Origin of the sequence: Yinghuangia sp. YIM S09857 (genome assembly GCF_051388915.1) — a bacterium.
Taxonomy (GTDB): domain Bacteria; phylum Actinomycetota; class Actinomycetes; order Streptomycetales; family Streptomycetaceae; genus Yinghuangia.
The window spans coordinates 100,399-122,044 of sequence record NZ_JBPKBH010000007.1; the positions used below are offsets into that span (position 1 = coordinate 100,399).

Genomic DNA, 21,646 nt, shown 5'->3' on the forward strand with positions numbered 1-21,646 from the left:
GCATGAGCGGGACCACGGGCGCGAACGCACACGGGACGCACGACGGCCACGACGTGGAGCGCGTACCGCTGCCGGTCCACCGCCGCACGCTGAACTTCGACGCGTTCGAGGAGGGCGGCGACCTGCTCGTCACCGCGTACCTGCGCGACGAGCGGCCGTGGCAGACCGACGCACGGGCGGTGCTGCACCACATGCAGTTGGACGTACGCGTACGCAAGTCCGACATGGTCATCACCGCGGCCGATGCCGCCATGCACAGTTTTCCGCACGCGGAATGCCCGCTGATCGCGCCGAAGTTCGGCGAGTTGGTCGGCATGCGCGTGGGCTCCGGTTTCAACGCCCGGCTCCAGGAGGGCTTCCGCGGCGTCTCGGGCTGCTCGCACCTGTTCGAGCTGTCCCGTGCGCTCGGGTCGGCGGTGTTCCAGAGCGTCATGTCCTGCCACGCCCGGGCCCGCCTTGAGGCGAACCCCGAGCCCCGCCCGGGGCTCCACCCGCTTCCCTCCGACGTCGTCGACCGCGTGGTCGCCCCGATCCGCGGCACATGCCACATCTGGTCCGAGGGCGGCGTCGCGGAGACCAAGGTGCGGGCGGGCGTGGACCTCAACCACGGCCCGTACCCGATCCCCACCCTGGCCGTCCTCCGCAACCTGGACTGACACCGGCCCATCCCCCCGAGCCTGACCGTCACCACCGGTAGATGCCCCCACTCCGTCACCCCTATTAGGCCAAACGGGTGACGTCACTCGAACATGCGGACGCGCCACCCTTTCGCCACTACCTTCTGTCGTCGGACGATCACATTCCGATCACTCGACCGGAGGTTTCGATGATCGCTGTCCGCGCTTCCAGCAGATCCCTTTCGGAGCTGCTGCATGCATTCGATGTCCCGGACTCGCTCCGGGCGGAGATCCTCGGGGGACTCATCGTCATGTCACCACTCACGCGCGGACGACACGCGCTCACCGTCGACCTGGTGCGCTGCCAGCTCCAGCGCGCTTGCCCGCCCGGCCACCGCCCCATCGGCGGCATCCGCTACCGCTGCCCCGCGACCGGCGACGAACCGATCCCGGACCTGACCGTCGTCCCCGACCAGGCCCTGGACGAGGACCTGCGCTTCCACGCCCTCGACATCGTCGAACTCGTCGTCGAGGTCGGCTCCGAATCCAGCATCAGGAACGACCGCGAGCCCAAACGCCTCCTGTACGCGAGCCAAGGCATCCCGCTCTACCTACTCGTCGACCCCCTGCTGGCCCTCGTCACCCTCTACACCGACCCCCAGCACGGCGACTACCTGGCCCACCACACCGTCGCCTTCGGCGATCCGATCACCATCCCGGCCCCCTTCGCCCTGCGCCTGGAGACCGACCAGTTCCCCGCCAAGCCCCACCGCCCCCGCCGACACCTCCCATGACGCCCCCGAGAACCAAAGGACAGAGACAGGGACAGAGACAGGGACAGAGACAGTGCGTTCGATCTCGATACGTCCGAACTTCCGTCCTGCATAAGGCGCTGACGTGACGTGGATGGGGCGGCCCCCGGGACTTCGGGAGCCGCCCCGTCTGTTCGTCTGCTTCGGCTACGGAGACGCGATGCGGTTCAGGCCGGGTGGGAGCTGTGCCGCGGCCGAACGGTCCAGCAGCCACAGGGTGTTGCGGCGGCCGTACGCTCCCGCTGCGGGTACCTGCTTGTCGCCGCCGCCCGCGAGGGCGATGCGGACGGCGGCCGCCTTGTCCTCGCCGGCCGCCAGCAGCCACACGTCCTTGGCGGTACGGATCGCCGGGAACGTCAAGGTGATCCGAGTCGGCGGGGGCTTCGGAGCGCCACGTACCGCGACCACCGTGCGCTCGATCTCCAGGACCGCGGGCAACTCCGGGAACAGCGAGGCGACATGGGTGTCCGGGCCGACGCCGAACATCGCGATGTCGAAGGACGGGACGTCCACCCCGCCCCGCTCCCCCGCCGTCTCCGCCCGTGCCGCGACCGCCAGTTCGGCCGCGTAGCGGACCGCCGCGGCCTCCGGGTCGCCGCCGTCCGGCCCGTCCGAGGCCGGCATAGGATGCACGAACCCGGGGGCCAGCGGCAGCTTGTCGAGAAGTTCGGCGCGCGCCTGCGTCTCGTTGCGCTCCGGGTCCCCGCTCGGCAGGAACCGCTCGTCGCCCCACCACACATGGACGTGCGCCCAGTCGACCGCGTCCCGCGCCGGGGACGCGGCCAGTTCGCGCATCAGCGCGTTGCCGTTGCGGCCGCCGGTGAGCACGATGTGCGCCACCCCGCGGGCGGCCTGCGCGTCGACGAGCCGGGTGATGAGCCGGGCCGCCGCCGCACGGGCCAGGAGGGTCGCATCCGCGTGGATCCGGACCGCGGGAGTCGCGGTCACGACGACCCCCCGCCCGTGCGCTTGCGCGCCGACCGCGAACCGGAGGACGACGAGGACGATCCAGAAGGCTTCGCCGACTTCTTCGCCGCACCCGACGACCCCGACGACCCCGACGCCCCGGACGACCCGGACGACCCGGAAGCCCGCGAAGTCCCCGACGCGTTCGGCGCGTTCGAGCCGCCCCCGGACGTACGCGACGCCGCCCGCTTCGCCGCCGGCTTGGCGACATCGGCGGTGTCCGCCATCGTCGGCCCCCCGGGCAGCGCCGCGAGCGCCACCGAGGACGCCTCGTTCTCGGCCGCCTCCACCGCCTCGTCCGAAGCACCGGCCGACGCCGCGCCGGACGCCTTGGCCTCCTGCGCCGCGTGCGCGAGGGTCGTGGCGTAGACGTCGTCCGGGTCGAGGCGCCGCAGCTCCTCCGCGATCAGCTCGGCCGCGTCACGCCGCTTGAGGGCGACGTGGCGGTCCGGCTGGCCGGGCGTCGAGAGCGTCGCCAGGACGCCGTCCGGACGCGTGATCGCGATGTCGCCCTTGACGGTGTTCAGCCGGACCGCGGTGATGCCCGGGCCCGCCGAGATCACCCGTTCGACCGGGACCTTGAGGCGGTCGGAGAGCCACAGCGCCATCAGTTCCGCACTCGGGTTGCCCGCCTTGGCCTCGACCGCGGCCCCGGTGATGCGGTCGTAGCGCTGGTCGAGCGCCGCGGCCAGCAGGCTGCGCCAGGTCGTCGTACGCGTCCAGGCCAGGTCCGTGTCGCCCGGCACGTAGCCGGACGCGCGGATCTCCAGCCAGTCCTGGCGCCGGGGCGCGGCCACCGCGTCCGTGATCCTGCGCTGCGCGAGGACGCCGAGCGGGTCCTTGCTGGCCGTCTCGGGCGCCTTGCCCGGCCACCACACCACCACCGGGGCGTCCGGCAGCAGCAGCGGCAGGCACACCGACTCGGCGTGCTCGGCCAGTTCGCCGTGCAGCCGCAGGACGACCGTCTCGCCCGCCCCGGCGTCGCCGACGCGCACCTCGGCGTCCAGGCGCGGCGGGATGTCCGGCCCGGGGCGGCCGATCACCACGAGGATGCGCGAGGGGTGCTCGCGCGCGGCCTCGACCGCGGCCTTCATGGCGTCGTACTGGTTGCTCTCGTCGGTGACGATGACCAGCGTGAGCACCATGCCCAGCGCGGGCGAGCCGATGGCGTGCCGCGCGTCGACCAGTGCGGCGTTGACGGCACTGGACTTCGTGTCGGTCAGGTCGATCATCATGGGCGGCGCCAGCTCCGTCCGTCACGTGCGAGCATTTGGTCGGCGGCCTCGGGGCCCCACGTCCCGGAGACGTAGGTATCGGGCTTGCCGTGCTTGTCCCAGTACTTCTCGATCGGGTCGAGGATCTTCCAGGACGCCTCGACCTCCTCCCAACGCGGGAACAGCGGGGCGTCGCCCAACAGCACGTCGAGCAGCAGGCGCTCGTACGCCTCCGGGCTGGACTCGGTGAAGGACTCGCCGTACGCGAAGTCCATGTTGACGTCCCGGACCTCCATCGCCGTCCCGGGCACCTTCGAGCCGAACCGCAGCGTCATGCCCTCGTCCGGCTGCACCCGGATCACCAGGGCGTTCTGCCCCAGCTCCTCGGTGGCGGTCTCGTCGAACGGCAGGTGCGGGGCGCGCTGGAACACGACGGCGATCTCGGTGACGCGGCGGCCGAGGCGCTTGCCGGTGCGCAGGTAGAACGGCACGCCCGCCCAGCGGCGGTTCTCGATCTCCAGCTTTATGGCCGCGTAGGTGTCGGTGCGCGAGGACGCCGAGATGCCGTCCTCCTCCAGGTAGCCGCAGACCTGCTCGCCGCCCTGCCAGCCCGCGGTGTACTGCGCGCGCACGGTGTGCTTGCCCAGGTCGTCCGGCAGCTTGATGGAGTTGAGCACTTTGAGCTTCTCGGCGACCAGGGCGTCCGCCTCGAACGACTGCGGCTCCTCCATCGCGGTCAGCGCGAGGAGTTGCAGCAGGTGGTTCTGGATGACGTCGCGCGCCGCGCCGATGCCGTCGTAGTAGCCGGCCCGGCCGCCGATGCCGATGTCCTCGGCCATGGTGATCTGCACGTGGTCGACGTACGACCGGTTCCACAGCGGCTCGAACATCGTGTTGGCGAAGCGCAGCGCCAGGATGTTCTGGACGGTCTCCTTGCCCAGGTAGTGGTCGATGCGGAACACCGACTCGGGCGGGAAGACGTCGTCGACGACGTTGTTGAGCTCGATCGCCGTCTCCAGGTCGCGCCCGAACGGCTTCTCGATCACCGCGCGCCGCCACGAGTCGTCGTGCGGCGGGTCGGCGAGGCCGTGCTTCTTGAGCTGCGCGACGACGAGCGGGAAGAACTTCGGCGGCACGGACAGGTAGAAGGCGTGGTTGCCGTGCGTGCCCTGCTTCCGGTCCAGCTCGGTGATGGTCTGCCGCAGGTGGTCGAACGCCTCGTCGTCGTCGAAGTCGCCCTGCACGAAGCGGAATCCCTCGGAGAGCTGGCGCCACACCTCCTCGCGGAAGGGGGTGCGGGCGTGTGCCTTGACCGCGTCGTACACCACCTGGCCGAAGTCCTCGTCGGCCCAGTCGCGGCGGGCGAACCCGGTGAGCGCGAAGCCCGGCGGCAGCAGGCCGCGGTTGGCCAGGTCGTAGATCGCGGGCATCAGCTTCTTGCGACTCAGGTCGCCGGTAACCCCGAAGATCACCAGGCCGGACGGCCCCGCGATACGCGGCAGGCGGCGGTCCTGCGGGTCACGAAGCGGGTTCGCGGGCCAAACAGCCGGCGAGCGTGTCATGCGGCACCCTCCAGTGCGCGTGCGTCGGACAGCAGACCTGCCAGGGCTTCGGCGGGGTCCAGGAGGTGCAGGCGCAGCACCGGGCGGCCGCGCGCGGCGAGCGCGCCGAGGTCGCCGAGCGCCTGCGCCTTTTGGAGCTGCGCGAAGGTGTACGGGCGGCCGGGCACCGGCAGGTCCTCGGTGACCTCGCTGGTGATCTGAAGGAACGCCCCGACCTGCGGCCCGCCCTTGTGGAACTGCCCGGTCGAGTGCAGGAACCGCGGCGCCCAGCCGAAGGTGGCCTGCCGGTCGCCGAGCGCCCGCGCGAGCAGCGGGCGCAGGTCCGGCGCCTCGGTGTCGCCGCCGCGGTCGAGGTACGCCATGACCGCGAGGTACCCGCGTTCCGGTACTGCCGCGAGCAGCGCCCGCAGGGCGTCCTGCACGGTCGCGGCCCCGCCGAGCAGGTCGGCGTCGGCGTGGACCGCGGTCCCGCCGTCGACGAACGCGGCGGTACCCTCGGGCAGCGTCCCCTCGTCGGCGAGCGTGCCGAGCAGCTTCGCGGTGTTGTCCTTCGACTCCTGGACGTTGGGCTGGTCGAAGGGATCGATGCCGAGCACGCGGCCGGCGACGGCGGTGGCGTACTCCCAGAGCAGGAACTGCGCGCCGAGGGGGCCGGTGACGGCGATGTCGAAGGGTGCGGCGGATGTGCCGTCACCCGCCGGGGCGCCCGCGGTGTCCACCGCGTCCGCTGTGTCTGCTGTGTCTGCTGCGTCTGCTGCGTCTGCTGCGTCTGCTGTGTTCGAGGTACCCGAGGTGTCCCCCGCGTCCGCGCCTTGCACGCCGCCGCCCGCCGCGCCGACGAACGCGACCACCGCGTCCGCCCCCCGCCCGGTGATGCCCGGTGCGTCGAACCCCTCAACCACAACCGGCAGGATCCCCCGCCCCTGCTTCCCGGTGGACTCGGCGATCAACTGCTCGGCCCAGTCCCCGAATCCGGACAGGCCGGCGCCGACGGGACCGCCGGGAACGCCACCGGCCCCGTCGAAGAGAACCAGCTTGTCGCGTCCGGACGCCGCCGCCGCGCCGAGCGCGGCGCCGAGCAGCAGCCCCGGGTTGTCGGTCGCGGTGCCGAGCGCGGGGGCGAGGGCCGCCGCCTCGTCGAGCAGCCGGGCGACGTCGGCCCCGGCGAGCGCGCTGGGCACGAGGCCGAACGCGGTGAGCGCGGAGTAGCGTCCGCCCACATTGGGGTCGGCCAGGACGACGGTGTAACCGGCCTCGCGCGCGGACTTCTCCAGCGGCGTTCCGGGATCGGTGACGACCACGATGCGCGCCGCGACCTGACTCGGCGTCAGGCCCGCGTCGCGGAAGGCGCCCTCGAAGGCGCGGCGGTGGCTGTCGGTCTCGATGGTGCCGCCGGACTTGCTGGCGACGACCACGACGGTGCGCTCGGTGCGGTCGCGGAGGGCGCGGCGCACCTGGTCGGCGTCGGTGGTGTCGACGACGGTCAGGGGGACTCCGTGGACCGCGGCGATGACCTCGGGGGCGAGCGAGGAGCCGCCCATTCCGGCCAGGACGACGTGGTCGAGCCCTTCGGCGCGGACCTGTTCGCGGAGTTCGGCGAGCTGCGGCAGCAGCGCCCGGGAGGAGGCGGGGAGGTCGACCCAGCCGAGCCGGACCGCGGCCTCGGATTCGGCGTCCGGTCCCCACAGGGTCGGGTCCGAGGCGGCGAGCCGCGCGGGGACCTTGTCGGTGATCGACGTCGCGACGGCGTCGTGGACAGCCGCGGCACGGACCAGGCCACCGGTGACGGTGACGTCCACGCCGCCGGCGGCCACGCGTTCGTCGAATGCGTGTTGCACGGGCGGTCAGCCCTCCTGTGTTGTGGAGTCTGCTGAAATCATGCCCTGATTGCGTGGATTTCCCCGGTTGTCACGGCCGAACGGGTGACGTTCGGCCGTGACAACCGGAGGATGCTGCTATGGGGCTCCGACGAGGGATCGGCGCCCCGGGGTGCGCCGGTTCACGGGCGCAGGCGGTCGAGCTCCTTCTGCACGGAGTCCAGGAGTTCGTTCCACGAGGTCTCGAACTTCTCGACGCCCTCGTCCTCCAGCAGCTGCACGACCTCGTCGTACGAGACGCCCAGCCCCTCCAGCGCCGCCAGCTCGGCACGGGACGCGTCGTACGTCCCGCGCACCGCGTCGCCGTGGATGTCGCCGTGGTCGGCGACGGCCTCGAGCGTGGCCTCCGGCATGGTGTTCACGGTGCCGCGCACGACGAGCTCGTCCACGTACAGCGTGTCCTTGTACGCCGGGTCCTTGACCCCGGTCGACGCCCACAGCGGCCGCTGCGGGTTGGCGCCCGCGTCGGCCAGCGCCTTCCAGCGGTCGGAGGCGACGACCTCCTCGTACGCCTCGAACGCCAGGCGCGCGTTGGCCAGTCCGGCCTTGCCGCGCAGCGCCTTCGCCTCGTCCGTGCCGAGCTTGTCGAGGCGCCCGTCGATCTCGGTGTCCACGCGGGACACGAAGAAGGACGCCACCGACTCGATCTCGGCGAGGTTGCGGCCGGCCTCCTTGGCGCGCTCCAGACCGGTCAGGTACGCGTCCATGACGGCCTTGTAGCGCTCCAGCGAGAAGATCAGCGTGACGTTGACGCTGATGCCCTCGGAGATCGCCTGCGAGATGGCGGGCAGGCCCGCCTTCGTCGCCGGGATCTTGATGAACAGGTTGCGGCGGTCGACGAGCCACCAGAGCTGGCGGGCCTCGGCGACCGTCGGCTCGGTCTTGTGCGCGAGGCGCGGGTCGACCTCGATCGACACGCGGCCGTCCACGTGGTTGCTCGCCACGTACACCGGCTTGAGCACGTCGCACGCGCGGCGCACGTCCGCCACGGTGATCATGCGCACGGCCTCTTCGACCGTGACCTCGCGCACCGCGAGGTCACGGAGCTGGGCGTTGTAGTCGTCCTTGCCGGAGATGGCCTTCTGGAAGATCGCCGGGTTCGTGGTGACGCCGACGATCTCCTTGTCGCGCACGAGTTCGGCGAGGTTGCCGGAGTCCAGGCGCGCGCGGCTCAGGTCGTCGAGCCAGATCGCCACACCCTCGGCGGAGAGGCGACGGAGGTTGTCCGTCATGACTTTCGCTCCTCAGTGGTCGGTGAGTGACCGATCGAGTGGTCGCTGAATCTCTTGGGCCGGTCTCGTTCGGCTCAAGCGCCCGCGGCGCGCAGGGATTCCCGCGCGGCCGTCACGACCGCCGCGGCGGTGATGCCGAACTCCGCGAACAGGGTCTTGAAGTCTGCGGATGCCCCGAAGTGCTCCAACGACACGATCTTTCCGGCGTCGCCGACGATCTCGCGCCAGCCCAGCGCGATGCCGGCCTCGACCGAGACGCGCGCCTTCACGTTCGGCGGGATGACGTGCTCGCGGTAGGACTGGTCCTGCGCGTTGAACCACTCGACGGACGGCATCGACACGACGCGCGTCGCGATGCCCTCGGCCTCCAGTGTCTCGCGCGCCTGCATCGCGAGCTGCACCTCGGAGCCGGTGCCGATCAGGACGACCTGCGGCAGGCCCTTCGACGCCTCGGCGAGGATGTAGCCGCCCTTGGCGGTGCCCTCGGCGGAGTTGTGGTCGTCGCGCTCGAAGGTCGGGACGTCCTGGCGGGTGAGCAGGATGCCGGCCGGACGGTCGGTGTGCGACAGGATCGTGCGCCACGCGACCGCCACCTCGTTGGCGTCCGCCGGGCGGACGACGTCGAGGCCGGGGATCGCGCGCAGGGCGGCGATGTGCTCGATCGGCTGGTGGGTCGGGCCGTCCTCGCCCAGGCCGATCGAGTCGTGCGTCCAGACGTAGGTGACCGGCAGCTTCATGAGCGCGGCCAGGCGCACGGCCGGACGCATGTAGTCGGAGAACACCAGGAAGGTGCCGCCGTAGACGCGGGTGCCGCCGTGCAGCGCGATGCCGTTCATGGTCGAGCCCATGGCGTGCTCGCGGATGCCGAAGTGGATCGTGCGGCCGTACGGGTCCGCGGACTTCAGCGGGTTGCCGGCCGGCAGGAACGAGCTGGACTCGTCGATCGTGGTGTTGTTCGACTCGGCGAGGTCGGCGCTGCCGCCCCACAGCTCGGGGACGACGCCGCCCAGCGCCTCCAGCACCTTGCCGGACGCCTTGCGGGTGGCCATCGCCTTGCCGCCGTCGAACGCCGGGATCGCCTTCTCCCAGCCGTCGGGGAGCTGCCGCTTCGCCACGCGCGCGAGGGTCGCGGCGCGCTCGGGGTTGGCGGTGCGCCACGTGTCGAGCGCCTTGTCCCACGCGGCGCGGGTGGCGCGGCCGCGGTCGACGACCTTGCGGGCGTGCGCCAGGACCTCGTCGGCGACCTCGAAGCTCTGCTCGGGGTCGAAGCCGAGGATCTTCTTCGTCGCGGCGACCTCGTCGGCGCCGAGGGCGGAGCCGTGCGCCTTGGCGGTGTTCTGCGCGTTGGGCGCGGGCCACGCGATGGTGGTGCGCATCGCGATCATCGTCGGACGCTCGGTCTCGGCGCGGCCGGCGAGCAGCGCGGCGTGCAGCGCGTCGACGTCGATGTCGCCGTTGGGCAGCGGCTCGATGCGCAGGGTGTGCCAGCCGTACGCCTCGTAGCGCTTGAGGACGTCCTCGCTGAACGCGGTCTCGGTGTCGCCCTCGATCGAGATGTGGTTGTCGTCGTAGAGCGCGACGAGGTTGCCGAGCTTCTGGTGCCCGGCGAGCGAGCTGGCCTCGGCGGAGATGCCCTCCTCCAGGTCGCCGTCGGAGACGATCGCCCAGATGGTGTGGTCGAACGGCGAGGCGCCGGCGGGCGCTTCGGGGTCGAACAGGCCGCGCTCGTAGCGGGCCGCCATCGCCATGCCGACCGCGTTGGCGAGGCCCTGGCCGAGCGGGCCGGTGGTGGTCTCGACGCCCGAGGTGTGGCCGTGCTCGGGGTGGCCGGGGGTGCGGCTGCCCCAGGTGCGGAACGCCTTCAGGTCGTCCAGCGTCAGGCCGTAGCCGGACAGGTAGAGCTGCGTGTAGAGGGTCAGGCTGGTGTGCCCCGGGGACAGCACGAAGCGGTCGCGGCCGGCCCAGTCGGGGTCCACCGGGTCGTGCCGGAGGAGCTTCTGCCAGATGAGGTAGGCCGCGGGTGCGAGGCTCATGGCCGTACCCGGGTGGCCGTTGCCGACCTTCTGCACGGCGTCCATCGCGAGGACACGAGCCGTGTCCACCGCGCGCTTGTCGAGGTCGGTCCACTCCAGCGCGCTGCTGTCGTTGGTCGGCATGGTGCTCACCCTTGTCAGGGCTCCTTCCGGTTTCTCCGGTTGATCGCCGAAATCGCGGGTCTACCGCCCGCGCGGCGTATACGGCACATGGCCGAGCCTACCGGGGCAGTGGGGACGTCACGCGGTGGAGGAGTCCGCGCGGGTGGCCGACGCCGCGCGGACGTGCCCCCCGCACAATTCACAAGCGGGCGAGGGACTACAGTTTCCCGTTAGTTCTAATCCGCTGCTGATGGGGTGTTCGTGACAGCCGTCGAATCCCGACCGGCCGGGCTCGCGGGGCCTACCCGCGGCAGTCGTCCGCCGGCGGCCCGGGTCCTCGCGTTCGTGGCCCTCACGAAACCGCGCATCATCGAACTGCTGCTGATCAGCACGATTCCGGTGATGTTCCTGGCCGCCAAGGGGCTGCCGGACCTGAGCCTCGTGCTGGTCGTCTGCTTCGGCGGGTACTTGTCGGCGGGCAGCGCCAACGCCTTCAACATGTACCTCGACCGGGACATCGACCGGCTGATGCACCGCACCGAGCGCCGCCCGCTGGTGACCGGCATGGTGTCGCCGCGCGAGTGCCTGGCGTTCGCCGCCACCCTCGGGGTGGTCTCGACCGTGTGGTTCTGGGTGCTGGTGAACCCGCTGTCGGCGGGCCTGTCGGTGCTCGCGATCTTCTACTACGTCGTCGTCTACACGATGATGCTCAAGCGCCGGACCCCGCAGAACATCGTCTGGGGCGGTATCGCGGGCTGCATGCAGGTGCTCATCGGCTGGACCGCGGTCACGAACTCCCTTGCCTGGGCGCCGTTCGTGCTCTTCATGGTCATCTTCTTCTGGACGCCGCCGCACTACTGGCCGCTGTCGATGAAGTGCGCCGACGACTACGCGAACGCGGGCGTGCCGATGCTGCCCGTGCTGGTCGGCAACAAGGTCGTGGCCAAGCAGATCGTGCTCTACAGCTGGGTCATGGTCGCCACCTCGCTGCTGCTGTGGCCGGCCGCCGACACCGGCTGGCTGTACCCGGCCGCCGCGCTGGTGCTGGGCGCGGCGTGGCTGTACGAGGCGCACGCGCTGCACCGCCGGGCGAAGGCCGAGGCGACGGGCACGAAGCTGCGGGAAATGCGCCTGTTCCACTGGTCGATCACGTACCTGACGCTGCTGTTCGTGGCCGTCGCGGTCGACCCGCTCATCTTCGGCTGAGCCGCGACGCCGTCCGGTACGGCGCGACGCGCTGTGACGATCCCCACGGCGCCGGTCCGACGACCCGTCGGTAGCATCCTGCGCATGAGCGAGACAGAGACCGCGGCGACCTCCCCGGCCCCGTCGGCGGACGCCGCCCCGAAGACCGACCGCCAGGTGCGCCGCCTCGCGCGCAACCTCACCCGCTTCGCGGGCCGCCACGCCGCGGGCGGCGACACCTCGGCCGACGCCGTCGTGGAGTACATCGGGCGCGACTCGACCCGCATCGTGATCGTCGGCGCCGACGGCCAGTGGGGCGACCAGGTCGCGCGCGACCCGGAGACCGCCCGCAAGGCCATCGAGGCGGCGGGCCTGCGGCTGCACGACGAGTTCCCCAACGAGGTCGCACTGCGCGTCAAGACCGGGCAGTACGAGTGGACCCGCATGGCCGGCATCCAGATCGGCGGCCCGGCGAACGCGTAGTGGCCGTCAGCCCTCCGGCGGCGCGTCCAGGACGGTGACCGACAGGAACCTGATGGGCAGTTCCACGAGTTCGCCCGGGCCGTGCGGGCCCTCGCCGTCGAACTGGAGGGTGTCGCCGGGGCGCATCTCGTAGCGGGCGTCCCCGTGGCCGTACACCATCTCCCCCTCCAGCATGTAGAGCACCTCGACACCGGGGTGCTGGAAGAGCGGGAAGATCTCGCTGGACTCCGTCAGCGTCACCAGTACGGCCTCCAGGCGCTTGCGCGGGCCGCGCAGTTCGCCGAGCAACTGGTAGTGGTGCCCGACGCGCGTGCCGCGGCGGACGATCTGCGCGCCGTGACCGGCCGGGACGTACACCGCCTCGCGGTCCGAGTCGATGCCGCGGAACAGCGCGGTCACCGGCACCTTGAGACCGTCGGCGATGCGTTCGAGCGTGGACAGGCTGCACGACGTCTGCGCGTTCTCGATCTTCGACAGCATCGCCTTGGACACGCCGACCCGGTTCGCCATCTCGGCGATCGAGAGCCCGGCGGCGCGGCGGTACTCACGGACTCGAAGGGCGATGATCCGCTCCAGGCGGCCGGTCCCCCGGCCTGTCGGAGCGTCCGGCAGGGCGTCGGTCATGGCCGCACATTAGACCGTGGCAGTGAACGGCAGTTTGCCGGGGTGGCAAACCGAGATCTTGGCGGTACGCCCGCCCGGGGCCCGGCGCGCGTCAGTAACGCGTCGCCGCAACCGCCTCCTCCGACGGCCCGGGAACCGCGGCGGCGGCCGGCAGCCCGTCCCCCGCCTCGTTTTCCGCCTCCCCGACCTCGCCCCGCTCCCGCAGCCCGAACAGGATGCGCGTGGTGGTGACGACAACCAGGCAGGCCCCGAACATGTGCAGCGAGACCTGCCACTCGGGCAGACCGTTGAAGTACTGCGTGTACCCGATGAGGCCCTGCGGGACGAGTACGCCGAGCAGCCACCACACCCGCCGCTGCGCCGCCGCGGGCGCGTCCGTCACGCGCAGCGCGAGGGCGAGCGCGAGAGCCGCGCCCAGCAGCAGGAACGCCAAGTCGGCGTGCAGCCACGCCATCTGGTCCACGTTGACGTCGAAGCGCCGCGCCTCCTCGTCGCCCGCGTGCGGCCCCGAGCCCGTGACGATCGTGCCGACCACCAGCAGGGCCGACAGCACCCCGACGCCGACGAGCGCGAACGTCCGGATCTCCGGACGCGCCAACGGTCGCACGGGGCCGTCGCCCTCCCTCGACCGCTCGTAGAGCACCACGGCCGAGCCGATCATGAACATCGACAGCAGCAAGTGACTGGCCACCGCCGCCGGGTGAAGGTCCGTCAGCACCGTGATGCCGCCGAGGATGGCCTGCCCGACCACCGCGAACAGTTGGAAGGCCGCCAGGTAGCGGATCTCCTTCCGCACCGGGCGGTGCTTCCACGCCACCACGATCGCCGCGACCGCGATGGCCCCGACGACATACGCCAGCATGCGGTTGCCGAACTCGATGAACGTGTAGATGTCGCTCTCACCGTGCGGCGTCCACTGCTCGTCGTTGCACCGCGGCCAGGTGTCGCACCCGAGCCCGGACCCGGTGAGCCGCACCAGCCCACCTGTGATGACGATGCCGATCTGGGCGCACAGGTTGGCCAGAAAGACCCGGCGCGCAAAAGGGGACACGGCGGACGGCGAATTCATGCGCACAGCCTACGTTGTGAACACATTCACGAAGTACCCGGGGCTCGTGTCACTCCCAGCGGAAGTACCGGGCGGCGGCGGTGAGGGCCAGCAGGGACCAGACGGCGAGGATGCCCGCGTCGGCCCAGGGCATGGATGCGCCGTCGCGCAGTACGTCGCGCAGGCCGTCGGAGAGGGCGGCGATGGGGGTGACTTGCAGGACCGCCTCGACGCCGCCGGGGAACTTGTCGAGGGGGATGATCACGCCGCCGCAGACCAGCAGGAGGATGAAGACGAGGTTGGCGGCGGCGAGGGTGGCTTCGGCCCGGAGGGTGCCGGCCATGAGCAGGCCGAGGCCGGAGAACGCGGCGGTGCCGAGGACCAGGAGGACCACGACGCCGAGCGGGTTGCCGTGCGGGTCCCAGCCGAGGGCGAAGGCGATCGCGGTGAGTAGGGCGATCTGGAGGAGCTCGACGGCCAGGACGCAGCCGGTCTTGGCGACCATGAGGCCCCAGCGCGGGAGCGGCGTCGCGCCGAGGCGCTTGAGGACTCCGTACCGCCGCTCGAAGCCGGTCGCGATGGCCTGGCCGGTGAAGGCGGTGGACAGAACCGCGAGGGCCAGCAGGCCGGGGGCGAGGAAGTCGACGCGTTCCTCGCCCGGTGCCAGGTCGCCGACGTCGACCACGTCGACGGCGCTGAACAGCACCAGGAGGAGGGTGGGGATGACGATGGTGAGCAGCAGTTGCTCGCCGTTGCGCAGCAGCATCTTTGTTTCGAGCGCGGTCTGCGCGGCGATCATGCGGCCGAGCGGGGCGGCTCCGGGCTTGGGGGTGAACGTCCCCGTCGTGGTCACGGCCGCAGCTCCCGCCCGGTCAGTTCCAGGAACACGTCTTCGAGCGAACGCCGCTCGACGGTCAACTTCTCCGGCATGACGCCGTGTTGCGCGCACCACGAGGTGACGGTCGCGAGCAACTGCGGGTCGATGTCGCCCTCGACACGGTACGTGCCGCGCGCGACCTCGAACGCCTTCGCCCCCTCGGGCAGCGCGGCGATCATGTTCGCCAGGTCGAGCCCGGGCGGACCGGAGAACCGCAGCGAGTTCTCCGCGCCGTCCCGGCACAGCGCCTCCGGCGAGCCGGACGCGATGACCCGGCCGCGGTCGATGATGTGCACGTCGTCGGCCAGTTGCTCGGCCTCGTCCATGAAGTGGGTCGTGAGGACGACGGTCGCCCCGTCGTCGCGCAGGTCGCGTACGAGGTCCCAGGTGGCCCGGCGCGCCTGCGGGTCGAGGCCGGCGGTGGGCTCGTCGAGGAAGACGAGTTCAGGGCGCCCGACGACGGCGAGCGCGAGGGCGAGGCGCTGCTGCTGGCCGCCGGACAGGCGGCGGTAGGTGGTGCGGCCGCAGGACTCCAGGCCGAGGCGTTCGACCAGCATCGGGACGTCGAGCGGATGCGCGTGCAATTTGGCCACGTGCCGCAGCATCTCCTCGGCGCGCGCGCCCGCGTAGACCCCGCCGGACTGGAGCATCACACCGACGCGCGGCCGCAACCGCTCCCCGTCGGCAGCGGGGTCGAGCCCGAGGACCCGCACCGTCCCGGCGTCCGCGCGCCGGTAGCCCTCGCAGATCTCGACGGTCGACGTCTTGCCGGCCCCGTTGGGCCCCAGCACGGCCGTCACCGTCCCGGCCTCGACGACGAGGTCGAGCCCGTCGACGGCGGTCTTGTCGCCGTACCTCTTGACGAGCCCGGAGATCTCGACGGCGGGCAGCGGGGAGTCCATGACGGAACAGTCTAGAAAGCAACGAGGGCACCTCCGATCCCGGGACGCCGCCGGCGGCGCTATCGGGTGCGGCGGAACAGCGGGACGGCGGCGACGGCCGCGAGGGCCGCGCAGATGGCGGCGCCCGCAAATGCGGTGGCGACGCCGTGGGTCAGGACGTGTTCGGGTGTGGCGTCTGGTGCCATGTCGCGGGTGGCGTGGCCGAACACCGTCACCCACAGGGCGAGGCCGATCGTGCCGGCCAGCCATTGGGTGGTCTGCAACAGTCCGGACGCCGCACCCGACTCGTCCAGCGCGATGCCGGACATGCCGTACGCGGTCAGCGGCGACATCGCCGATCCGGCTCCGATGCCGATGAGCAGCAGGGCCGGGAGGACGGCGGTCGTGTACGGGTCCGAGGCGTCGAGCCGGGACAGGACGGTCAGCCCGGCCGCGGCGAGAACCGCGCCGACCGCGGCGGGCCATGCGGTCCCGACCCGGCGGACCAGCCAGGGGGACAGTCGGGCCAGGGTGAACTGGCAGACCATCAGCGGCAGGAAGGCGAGACCGGCCTTGACCGGGCTGTAGCCGCGGGCCTCCTGGAAGTACTGGCCGAGGAAGAACAGCACGCTGAACATGGCGGCGGCGTACAACCCGACGGGCGGCAGGACACGCGCGAGGGTGCCGCGTGCCGCGAGCCGCAGCGGCGTGATCGGCTGGGCCGCCCGGCGCTCGACGATGAGGAACGCGGGGAGGAGGACGGCGGCGGCGACCAGAGCGGCGACGGTACGCGTGTCGCTCCAGGCGGTGTCGCCCGCCCTGATGCAGGCGTAGACCAGCGCGGCCACGCCGGTCGTCCCGGTGAGCGCGCCCGCGATGTCGAACTTCGGACGTGGGGCGGCGGACGCGGGGCGCACCGGTTCGCGCACCACCCTCCGGGCGAGCACCATCAGAGCCGCGCCGAGCGGCACGTTGACGAGGAAGACCCAGCGCCACGAGGCCAGTTCGGTGAGCACGCCGCCCAGCACGAGGCCCACGGTGGCGCCGCCACCGAGTACCGCCGAGTACCAGGAGATGGCGCGCGCCCGGGCGTGGCCGTCGAAGGTGCTGACGATGAGAGCCATGGTGCTGGGTCCGACCAGCGCACCGCCGACGCCCTGGAGGACGCGCGCGGCGATCAGCCACCACGCCCATGGCGCGAGTCCGGCGAGGAGCGAGGCGGTGGTGAACAGCCCGACTCCCCCGACGAACATGCGCAGGCGGCCGAACACGTCGCCGAGGCGGCCGCCGAGCAGCAGCAGTCCGCCGAAGGCCAGCGTGTACGCGTTGAGGACCCACGACGACGCGGCCGGGGACAGGTCGAGGGCCGCCCGCATGTCCGGGAGCGCGAGGTTGACGACGGTGACGTCGATGCCGATGAGCAGCATCGACCCGGTGATGACGGCGAGGGCGAGCCCCGGCCGGTGCGCCGGGGACTTGGCCGTGGGCACGGCGGATGCGGGACGTGCGGAGGCTGACGCGGATGCGGGCATGGGTGTACCCCCGAAGTGCGGGCAGGCGGAAGGAAGGCGTGAAAATAGGAGACTTTCAAGTCTCTTATCACGTCCACCTCAGGAGACTTCCGGGTCTCTTACAAGCGACCGGCAATACTTGGGGGCGGACCGCGAGGGATTCGCCCGAGGACCCCCGGGGACTTGAGGCACGCGAGAGAGGTGACCCGAGGTGTCAGCCCGCGCCGACGCACCGCCCCCCAGCGGCGGCACCGCCACCCGCAGGCGCGGCCGCGCCCTCGAACAGGCCATCTACCAGGCGGTGTTCGACGAGCTCCGGCGCGTCGGTTACGCGGGACTCACCATGGACGGCGTCGCCGCCGCCGCACGCACCGGCAAAGCCCCCCTCTACCGCCGATGGCCCGACAAGGACGCGCTGCTCCGCGACGCCCTCATGGACCGACTCCCCGCCGCCGACGACATCGAGCTCGTCGGCGAGCTGCGCGCCGACCTGCTCGCCGTGCTGCGCTTTCTGTCCGCCGCCTGCGCGCTGACCAAGGACCCGGCGCTCCAGGTCGCCAAGAGCGAGTCCCAGGAGACCCACGCGATGATGCGCGAGCGCGTCTCGGTACCGACGCGCCGCATGCTGCTGGAGATCCTGCGGGACGCCGAGGCACGCGGCGAGATCCGCCAGGGGGCCGCCACACCTCTGCTCGCGCACGTGGGCCCTGCGGTGGTGACGTACCGGAACCTCACGGCACCGATGGAGCTGACGGACGAATTCGTCGTCGAGGTCGTCGATGACGTGCTGCTGCCGATGCTGCGCCCGCAAGGGTGACGGTGCACATACTTTGCGTTATCCGCAGAGGCCAGGGGCGCATTAGGCAGCCCTAAGTGATCGACCGCACGCGGGGTGGATTCGCCTTCGGGAACCATTAACGCAACAATGGCGTTGTGAAATACATGCGCGAGGATGCGGGAGGTCCGGGGCGGTCCGCCGTCCAGGGGTCGAGCGCGCCCGAGAGCGATGCGCATGCCGGCACTCGCAACAAGGTCGCGCGGTCGATTCTGGAACATGGTCCGTCCACCGCGGCGGATCTTGCGGAGCGGCTGGACCTGACCGCCGCGGCCGTGCGTCGGCACCTTGACGCCCTGCTCGGCGAAGGGGTCGTCGAGGCGCGGCAGCAGCGGGTGTACGGTCACCGCGGGCGAGGGCGCCCCGCGAAGGTGTTCGCGCTCACGGACACCGGCCGCGGAGCGTTCCACCAGGAGTACGACGTCCTGGCCGCCGACGCCCTGCACTTCCTCGCGGAAGTCGCGGGCGAGGACGCGGTCATGGAGTTCGCCCGCACCCGGGTAGCGGCCCTGGAGATCAAGTACCTTCCGGTCGTCGAGAGCGCGCCGGAGGGCAAACGGGCCGAGGCGCTGGCAGAGGCGCTGTCCGCCGACGGATACGCCGCGAACGCGCGGCAGACTCCCGGCGGAGAGCAGCTTTGCCAGCACCACTGCCCGGTGGCGCATGTCGCCGAGCGGTTCCCGCAGCTGTGCGAGGCCGAGGCCGAGGTGTTCGCGCGCCTCCTCGGGACCCACGTCCAGCGGTTGGCGACGCTCGCCCACGGCGACGGCGTCTGCACCACGCACGTACCGAAGAACGTCACCGGGAGGAACCCCGCATGACCACCGAAGCTCGCCCCGAGCTTGAGGGACTGGGCACGTACGAGTACGGCTGGGCCGACACGGACGTGGCCGGTGCCAACGCGCGCCGCGGCCTGTCCGAAGAGGTCGTCCGGGACATCTCGGCGAAGAAGAACGAGCCCGAGTGGATGCTCAAGCTCCGCCTCAAGGGCCTGCGGCTCTTCGACAAGAAGCCGATGCCGACCTGGGGCTCGGACCTGTCCGGAATCGACTTCGACAACATCAAGTACTTCGTGCGCTCCACGGAGAAGCAGGCCGCCTCCTGGGAGGACCTGCCCGAGGACATCAAGAACACGTACGACAAGCTCGGCATCCCCGAGGCGGAGAAGCAGCGCCTCGTCGCCGGTGTCGCCGCGCAGTACGAGTCCGAGGTCGTCTACCACCAGATCCGCGAGGACCTGGAGGAGCAGGGCGTCATCTTCCTGGACACCGACACCGGGCTGCGCGAGCACCCGGAGATCTTCCAGGAGTACTTCGGCTCGGTGATCCCGGTCGGCGACAACAAGTTCGCCGCGCTGAACACCGCCGTGTGGTCGGGCGGATCGTTCATCTACGTGCCTAAGGGCGTGCACGTGGAGATCCCGCTCCAGGCGTACTTCCGGATCAACACCGAGAACATGGGCCAGTTCGAGCGGACGCTGATCATCGCGGACGAGGACTCGTACGTGCACTACGTCGAGGGCTGCACCGCGCCGATCTACTCGTCCGACTCGCTGCACTCCGCGGTCGTCGAGATCGTCGTCAAGAAGAACGCACGGGTGCGGTACACGACCATCCAGAACTGGTCGAACAACGTCTACAACCTGGTCACCAAGCGCGCCGTCGCCCACGAGGGCGCCACCATGGAGTGGATCGACGGCAACATCGGCTCCAAGGTGACCATGAAGTACCCGGCCGTCTGGCTGCTCGGCGAGCACGCCAAGGGCGAGACGCTGTCGATCGCCTTCGCGGGCGAGGGCCAGCACCAGGACGCGGGCTCGAAGATGGTGCACTGCGCACCGAACACGTCCTCGAACATCGTGTCCAAGTCGGTCGCGCGCGGCGGCGGGCGCACCTCGTACCGCGGCCTGGTCCAGATCGAGGACGGCGCGAAGGGCTCGACCTCGTCGGTCAAGTGCGACGCACTGCTGGTCGACACGGTCTCGCGGTCCGACACGTACCCCTACGTGGACGTGCGCGAGGACGACGTGTCGATGGGCCACGAGGCGACCGTGTCCAAGGTCTCCGAGGACCAGTTGTTCTACCTCATGAGCCGCGGCATGACCGAGGACGAAGCCATGGCGATGATCGTGCGCGGGTTCGTCGAGCCCATCGCGCGCGAGCTGCCCATGGAGTACGCCCTTGAGCTGAACCGCCTGATCGAGCTTCAGATGGAAGGGGCTGTGGGCTGAGCCCGCAAATACCTATGGCAAGCGCTAACAACTCCGGTAGCACCACGGCCGGTTCCATCGCCGTGCGCGAAGCCGGGGCCCCCGGCGAGCTCGCGGGTCCCGGCACGGGGCGCATGGTCAGCCAGCCGGCCGACGCGCGGCAGGTCGCGGTCGCGTCGTACGACGTGGCCGACTTCCCGGTGCCCACCGGGCGCGAGGAGGACTGGCGGTTCACCCCGCTGGGCCGGCTGCGCGGGCTGCACGACGGCACCTTCGGCGACACGGGCGAGCTGTCCGTCGAGGTCGAGGCTCCGAGCGGCGTGGTCGTGGAGACCGTCGGCCGCGACGACGCCCGCGTCGGCAAGGCGGGCGCGCCCGTCGACCGCGTGGCGGCGCAGGCGTACTCGGCCTTCGAGAAGGCCACCGTGGTGACGTTCCCGCGCGAGCTGGCCCCGGGCGAGCCGGTGGTCGTGCGGACGCGCGGCACCGGCACTACCGGGTTCGGCCACCTGACCGTCGTGGTCGAAGCGTTCGCCGAGGCCGTGCTGGTGCTCGACCACGCGGGCAAGGCGTCGTACGCGGACAACGTCGAGTACCTCGTCGCCGACGGCGCCCGCCTGACCGTCATCTCGGTGCAGGACTGGGACGCCGGCTCGGTGCACCTGGCCCACCACGTCGCGCGCCTCGGCCGCGACGCGGCCTTCAAGTCGGTGGCCGTCACGCTCGGCGGCGACGTCGTGCGGCTGTACCCGCGCGTCGTCTACGACGCCCCGGGCGGTGACGCTGCGCTGTACGGCGTGTACTTCGCGGACTCGGGCCAGCACCTGGAGCACCGCCTGTTCGTCGACCACGACGTGCCGCGCTGCCGCAGCCTGGTGACGTACAAGGGTGCGCTCCAGGGCGCCGACGCCCGCACGGTGTGGATCGGCGACGTGCTGATCCGGGCCGCGGCGGAGGGCACCGACACGTACGAGCTGAACCGCAACCTGCTGCTCACCGAGGGCGCACGCGCCGACTCGGTCCCCAACCTGGAGATCGAGACCGGCGAGATCGCCGGGGCCGGGCACGCCAGCGCCACCGGCCGCTTCGACGACGAGCAGCTCTTCTACCTCCAGTCCCGCGGCATCCCCGCGGACGAGGCCCGCCGGCTGGTGGTGCGCGGCTTCTTCGCCGAGGTCATCGCCCAGATCGGCCTGCCCGAGTTGCAGGAGCGGCTGATGGAGCGCATCGAGGCGGAGCTGGGGGCGAGCGTCTGATGGCGTACGAACGCGCTTGCGCCGAGGCCGAGTTGACGGAGGACACGCCGCTGCGCGTGGTGCTCGGCGACGTCCCCGTGACGCTGGTGCGCACCGAGGGCGAGGTGTACGCGATCAACGACGTGTGCAGCCACGCCAACGTGTCGCTGTCCGAGGGCGAGGTCGAGGACTGCGCGATCGAGTGCTGGCTGCACGGCTCGCGCTTCGACCTGCGTACCGGCCGCCCCTCCGGCCCCCCGGCGACCCAGCCGGTGCCCGTCTACCCCGTGAAGATCGAGGCCGACGCGGTCTACGTCGACCTGAACCAGGAGTCCTGAGTCCG

General features: G+C 71.3%; 20 protein-coding genes. 9 read left to right on the forward strand and 11 right to left on the reverse strand.

The genetic code is table 11. The annotated features are described in order from the left end of the window. The first annotated feature begins 2 nt into the window (after positions 1–2). A complete protein-coding gene (locus ACRX5S_RS16760) occupies positions 3–656 on the forward strand; it encodes a DUF2889 domain-containing protein (protein ID WP_436773738.1) in 654 nt (217 codons plus the stop codon). Between the two features lie 170 nt (positions 657–826). Next, the gene (locus ACRX5S_RS16765) at positions 827–1,411 is read left to right on the forward strand and encodes a Uma2 family endonuclease (protein WP_436773739.1); all 585 of its coding nucleotides are present in this window, start codon (positions 827–829) and stop codon (positions 1,409–1,411) included. A gap of 165 nt (positions 1,412–1,576) precedes the next feature. Here ACRX5S_RS16765 and pgl read toward each other — a convergent pair whose 3' ends face one another. From pgl to tkt, 6 genes are all read right to left on the reverse strand, one after another. Next, positions 1,577–2,377: a 6-phosphogluconolactonase gene (gene pgl / locus ACRX5S_RS16770; RefSeq protein WP_436773740.1), complete on the reverse strand. Its 801-nt coding sequence runs from the start codon at positions 2,375–2,377 to the stop codon at positions 1,577–1,579. Continuing rightward, positions 2,374–3,630 (reverse strand): glucose-6-phosphate dehydrogenase assembly protein OpcA, encoded by a 1,257-nt coding sequence (opcA, locus tag ACRX5S_RS16775; RefSeq protein ID WP_436773741.1) that lies wholly within the window; start codon positions 3,628–3,630, stop codon positions 2,374–2,376. The genes pgl and opcA overlap by 4 nt, the downstream gene beginning before the upstream one ends. Beyond that, positions 3,627–5,171, reverse strand: a complete 1,545-nt coding sequence (zwf, locus tag ACRX5S_RS16780; protein WP_436773742.1) for a glucose-6-phosphate dehydrogenase — start codon at positions 5,169–5,171, stop codon at positions 3,627–3,629. Before zwf ends, opcA begins: the two co-directional genes overlap by 4 nt. Beyond that, positions 5,168–7,009, reverse strand: coding sequence for a glucose-6-phosphate isomerase (locus ACRX5S_RS16785; protein ID WP_436773743.1), 1,842 nt, complete (start codon positions 7,007–7,009; stop codon positions 5,168–5,170). The genes zwf and ACRX5S_RS16785 overlap by 4 nt, the downstream gene beginning before the upstream one ends. A 161-nt stretch (positions 7,010–7,170) precedes the next feature. Then, positions 7,171–8,280, reverse strand: coding sequence for a transaldolase (gene tal / locus ACRX5S_RS16790; protein ID WP_436773744.1), 1,110 nt, complete (start codon positions 8,278–8,280; stop codon positions 7,171–7,173). 74 nt (positions 8,281–8,354) lie between these two features. Beyond that, positions 8,355–10,436, reverse strand: a complete 2,082-nt coding sequence (tkt, locus tag ACRX5S_RS16795) for a transketolase (protein ID WP_436774043.1) — start codon at positions 10,434–10,436, stop codon at positions 8,355–8,357. Between the two features lie 240 nt (positions 10,437–10,676). Here tkt and ACRX5S_RS16800 point away from each other — a divergent pair, with 240 nt between their 5' ends. Further along, positions 10,677–11,621, forward strand: coding sequence for a heme o synthase (locus ACRX5S_RS16800; protein WP_436773745.1), 945 nt, complete (start codon positions 10,677–10,679; stop codon positions 11,619–11,621). A gap of 84 nt (positions 11,622–11,705) precedes the next feature. After that, a complete protein-coding gene (locus tag ACRX5S_RS16805; RefSeq protein ID WP_436773746.1) occupies positions 11,706–12,083 on the forward strand; it encodes a hypothetical protein in 378 nt (125 codons plus the stop codon). Positions 12,084–12,089: 6 nt separating this feature from the next. Here ACRX5S_RS16805 and ACRX5S_RS16810 read toward each other — a convergent pair whose 3' ends face one another. From ACRX5S_RS16810 to ACRX5S_RS16830, 5 genes are all read right to left on the reverse strand, one after another. Beyond that, positions 12,090–12,707, reverse strand: coding sequence for a helix-turn-helix domain-containing protein (locus ACRX5S_RS16810; RefSeq protein WP_436773747.1), 618 nt, complete (start codon positions 12,705–12,707; stop codon positions 12,090–12,092). Positions 12,708–12,798: 91 nt separating this feature from the next. Next, on the reverse strand, positions 12,799–13,776 hold the full coding sequence (locus ACRX5S_RS16815; RefSeq protein WP_436773748.1) for a COX15/CtaA family protein: 978 nt from the start codon (positions 13,774–13,776) through the stop codon (positions 12,799–12,801). Positions 13,777–13,825: 49 nt separating this feature from the next. Further along, complete coding sequence (locus tag ACRX5S_RS16820) at positions 13,826–14,554, reverse strand: ABC transporter permease (RefSeq protein ID WP_436774044.1); 729 nt, start codon at positions 14,552–14,554, stop codon at positions 13,826–13,828. A gap of 50 nt (positions 14,555–14,604) precedes the next feature. After that, positions 14,605–15,534 carry an ABC transporter ATP-binding protein gene (locus ACRX5S_RS16825; protein ID WP_436773749.1) on the reverse strand — a complete coding sequence of 310 codons (930 nt, stop codon included), beginning with the start codon at positions 15,532–15,534 and terminating at the stop codon, positions 14,605–14,607. 59 nt (positions 15,535–15,593) lie between these two features. Next, positions 15,594–17,003 carry an MFS transporter gene (locus ACRX5S_RS16830; protein WP_436773750.1) on the reverse strand — a complete coding sequence of 470 codons (1,410 nt, stop codon included), beginning with the start codon at positions 17,001–17,003 and terminating at the stop codon, positions 15,594–15,596. Between the two features lie 232 nt (positions 17,004–17,235). Between ACRX5S_RS16830 and ACRX5S_RS16835 the strand changes: the two genes are divergently transcribed. The 5 genes from ACRX5S_RS16835 to ACRX5S_RS16855 all read left to right on the forward strand — a co-directional run bounded on the left by ACRX5S_RS16835 (position 17,236) and on the right by ACRX5S_RS16855 (position 21,641). Continuing rightward, positions 17,236–17,841, forward strand: a complete 606-nt coding sequence (locus ACRX5S_RS16835) for a TetR/AcrR family transcriptional regulator (RefSeq protein ID WP_436773751.1) — start codon at positions 17,236–17,238, stop codon at positions 17,839–17,841. 125 nt (positions 17,842–17,966) lie between these two features. Beyond that, positions 17,967–18,680, forward strand: coding sequence for a helix-turn-helix transcriptional regulator (locus ACRX5S_RS16840; RefSeq protein ID WP_436774045.1), 714 nt, complete (start codon positions 17,967–17,969; stop codon positions 18,678–18,680). Then, positions 18,677–20,089 carry a Fe-S cluster assembly protein SufB gene (sufB, locus tag ACRX5S_RS16845; RefSeq protein WP_436773752.1) on the forward strand — a complete coding sequence of 471 codons (1,413 nt, stop codon included), beginning with the start codon at positions 18,677–18,679 and terminating at the stop codon, positions 20,087–20,089. The genes ACRX5S_RS16840 and sufB overlap by 4 nt, the downstream gene beginning before the upstream one ends. 14 nt (positions 20,090–20,103) lie before the next feature. Next, positions 20,104–21,324: a Fe-S cluster assembly protein SufD gene (gene sufD / locus ACRX5S_RS16850; RefSeq protein ID WP_436773753.1), complete on the forward strand. Its 1,221-nt coding sequence runs from the start codon at positions 20,104–20,106 to the stop codon at positions 21,322–21,324. Then, the gene (locus ACRX5S_RS16855; protein ID WP_436773754.1) at positions 21,324–21,641 is read left to right on the forward strand and encodes a non-heme iron oxygenase ferredoxin subunit; all 318 of its coding nucleotides are present in this window, start codon (positions 21,324–21,326) and stop codon (positions 21,639–21,641) included. Before sufD ends, ACRX5S_RS16855 begins: the two co-directional genes overlap by 1 nt. Positions 21,642–21,646: the final 5 nt, after the last annotated feature.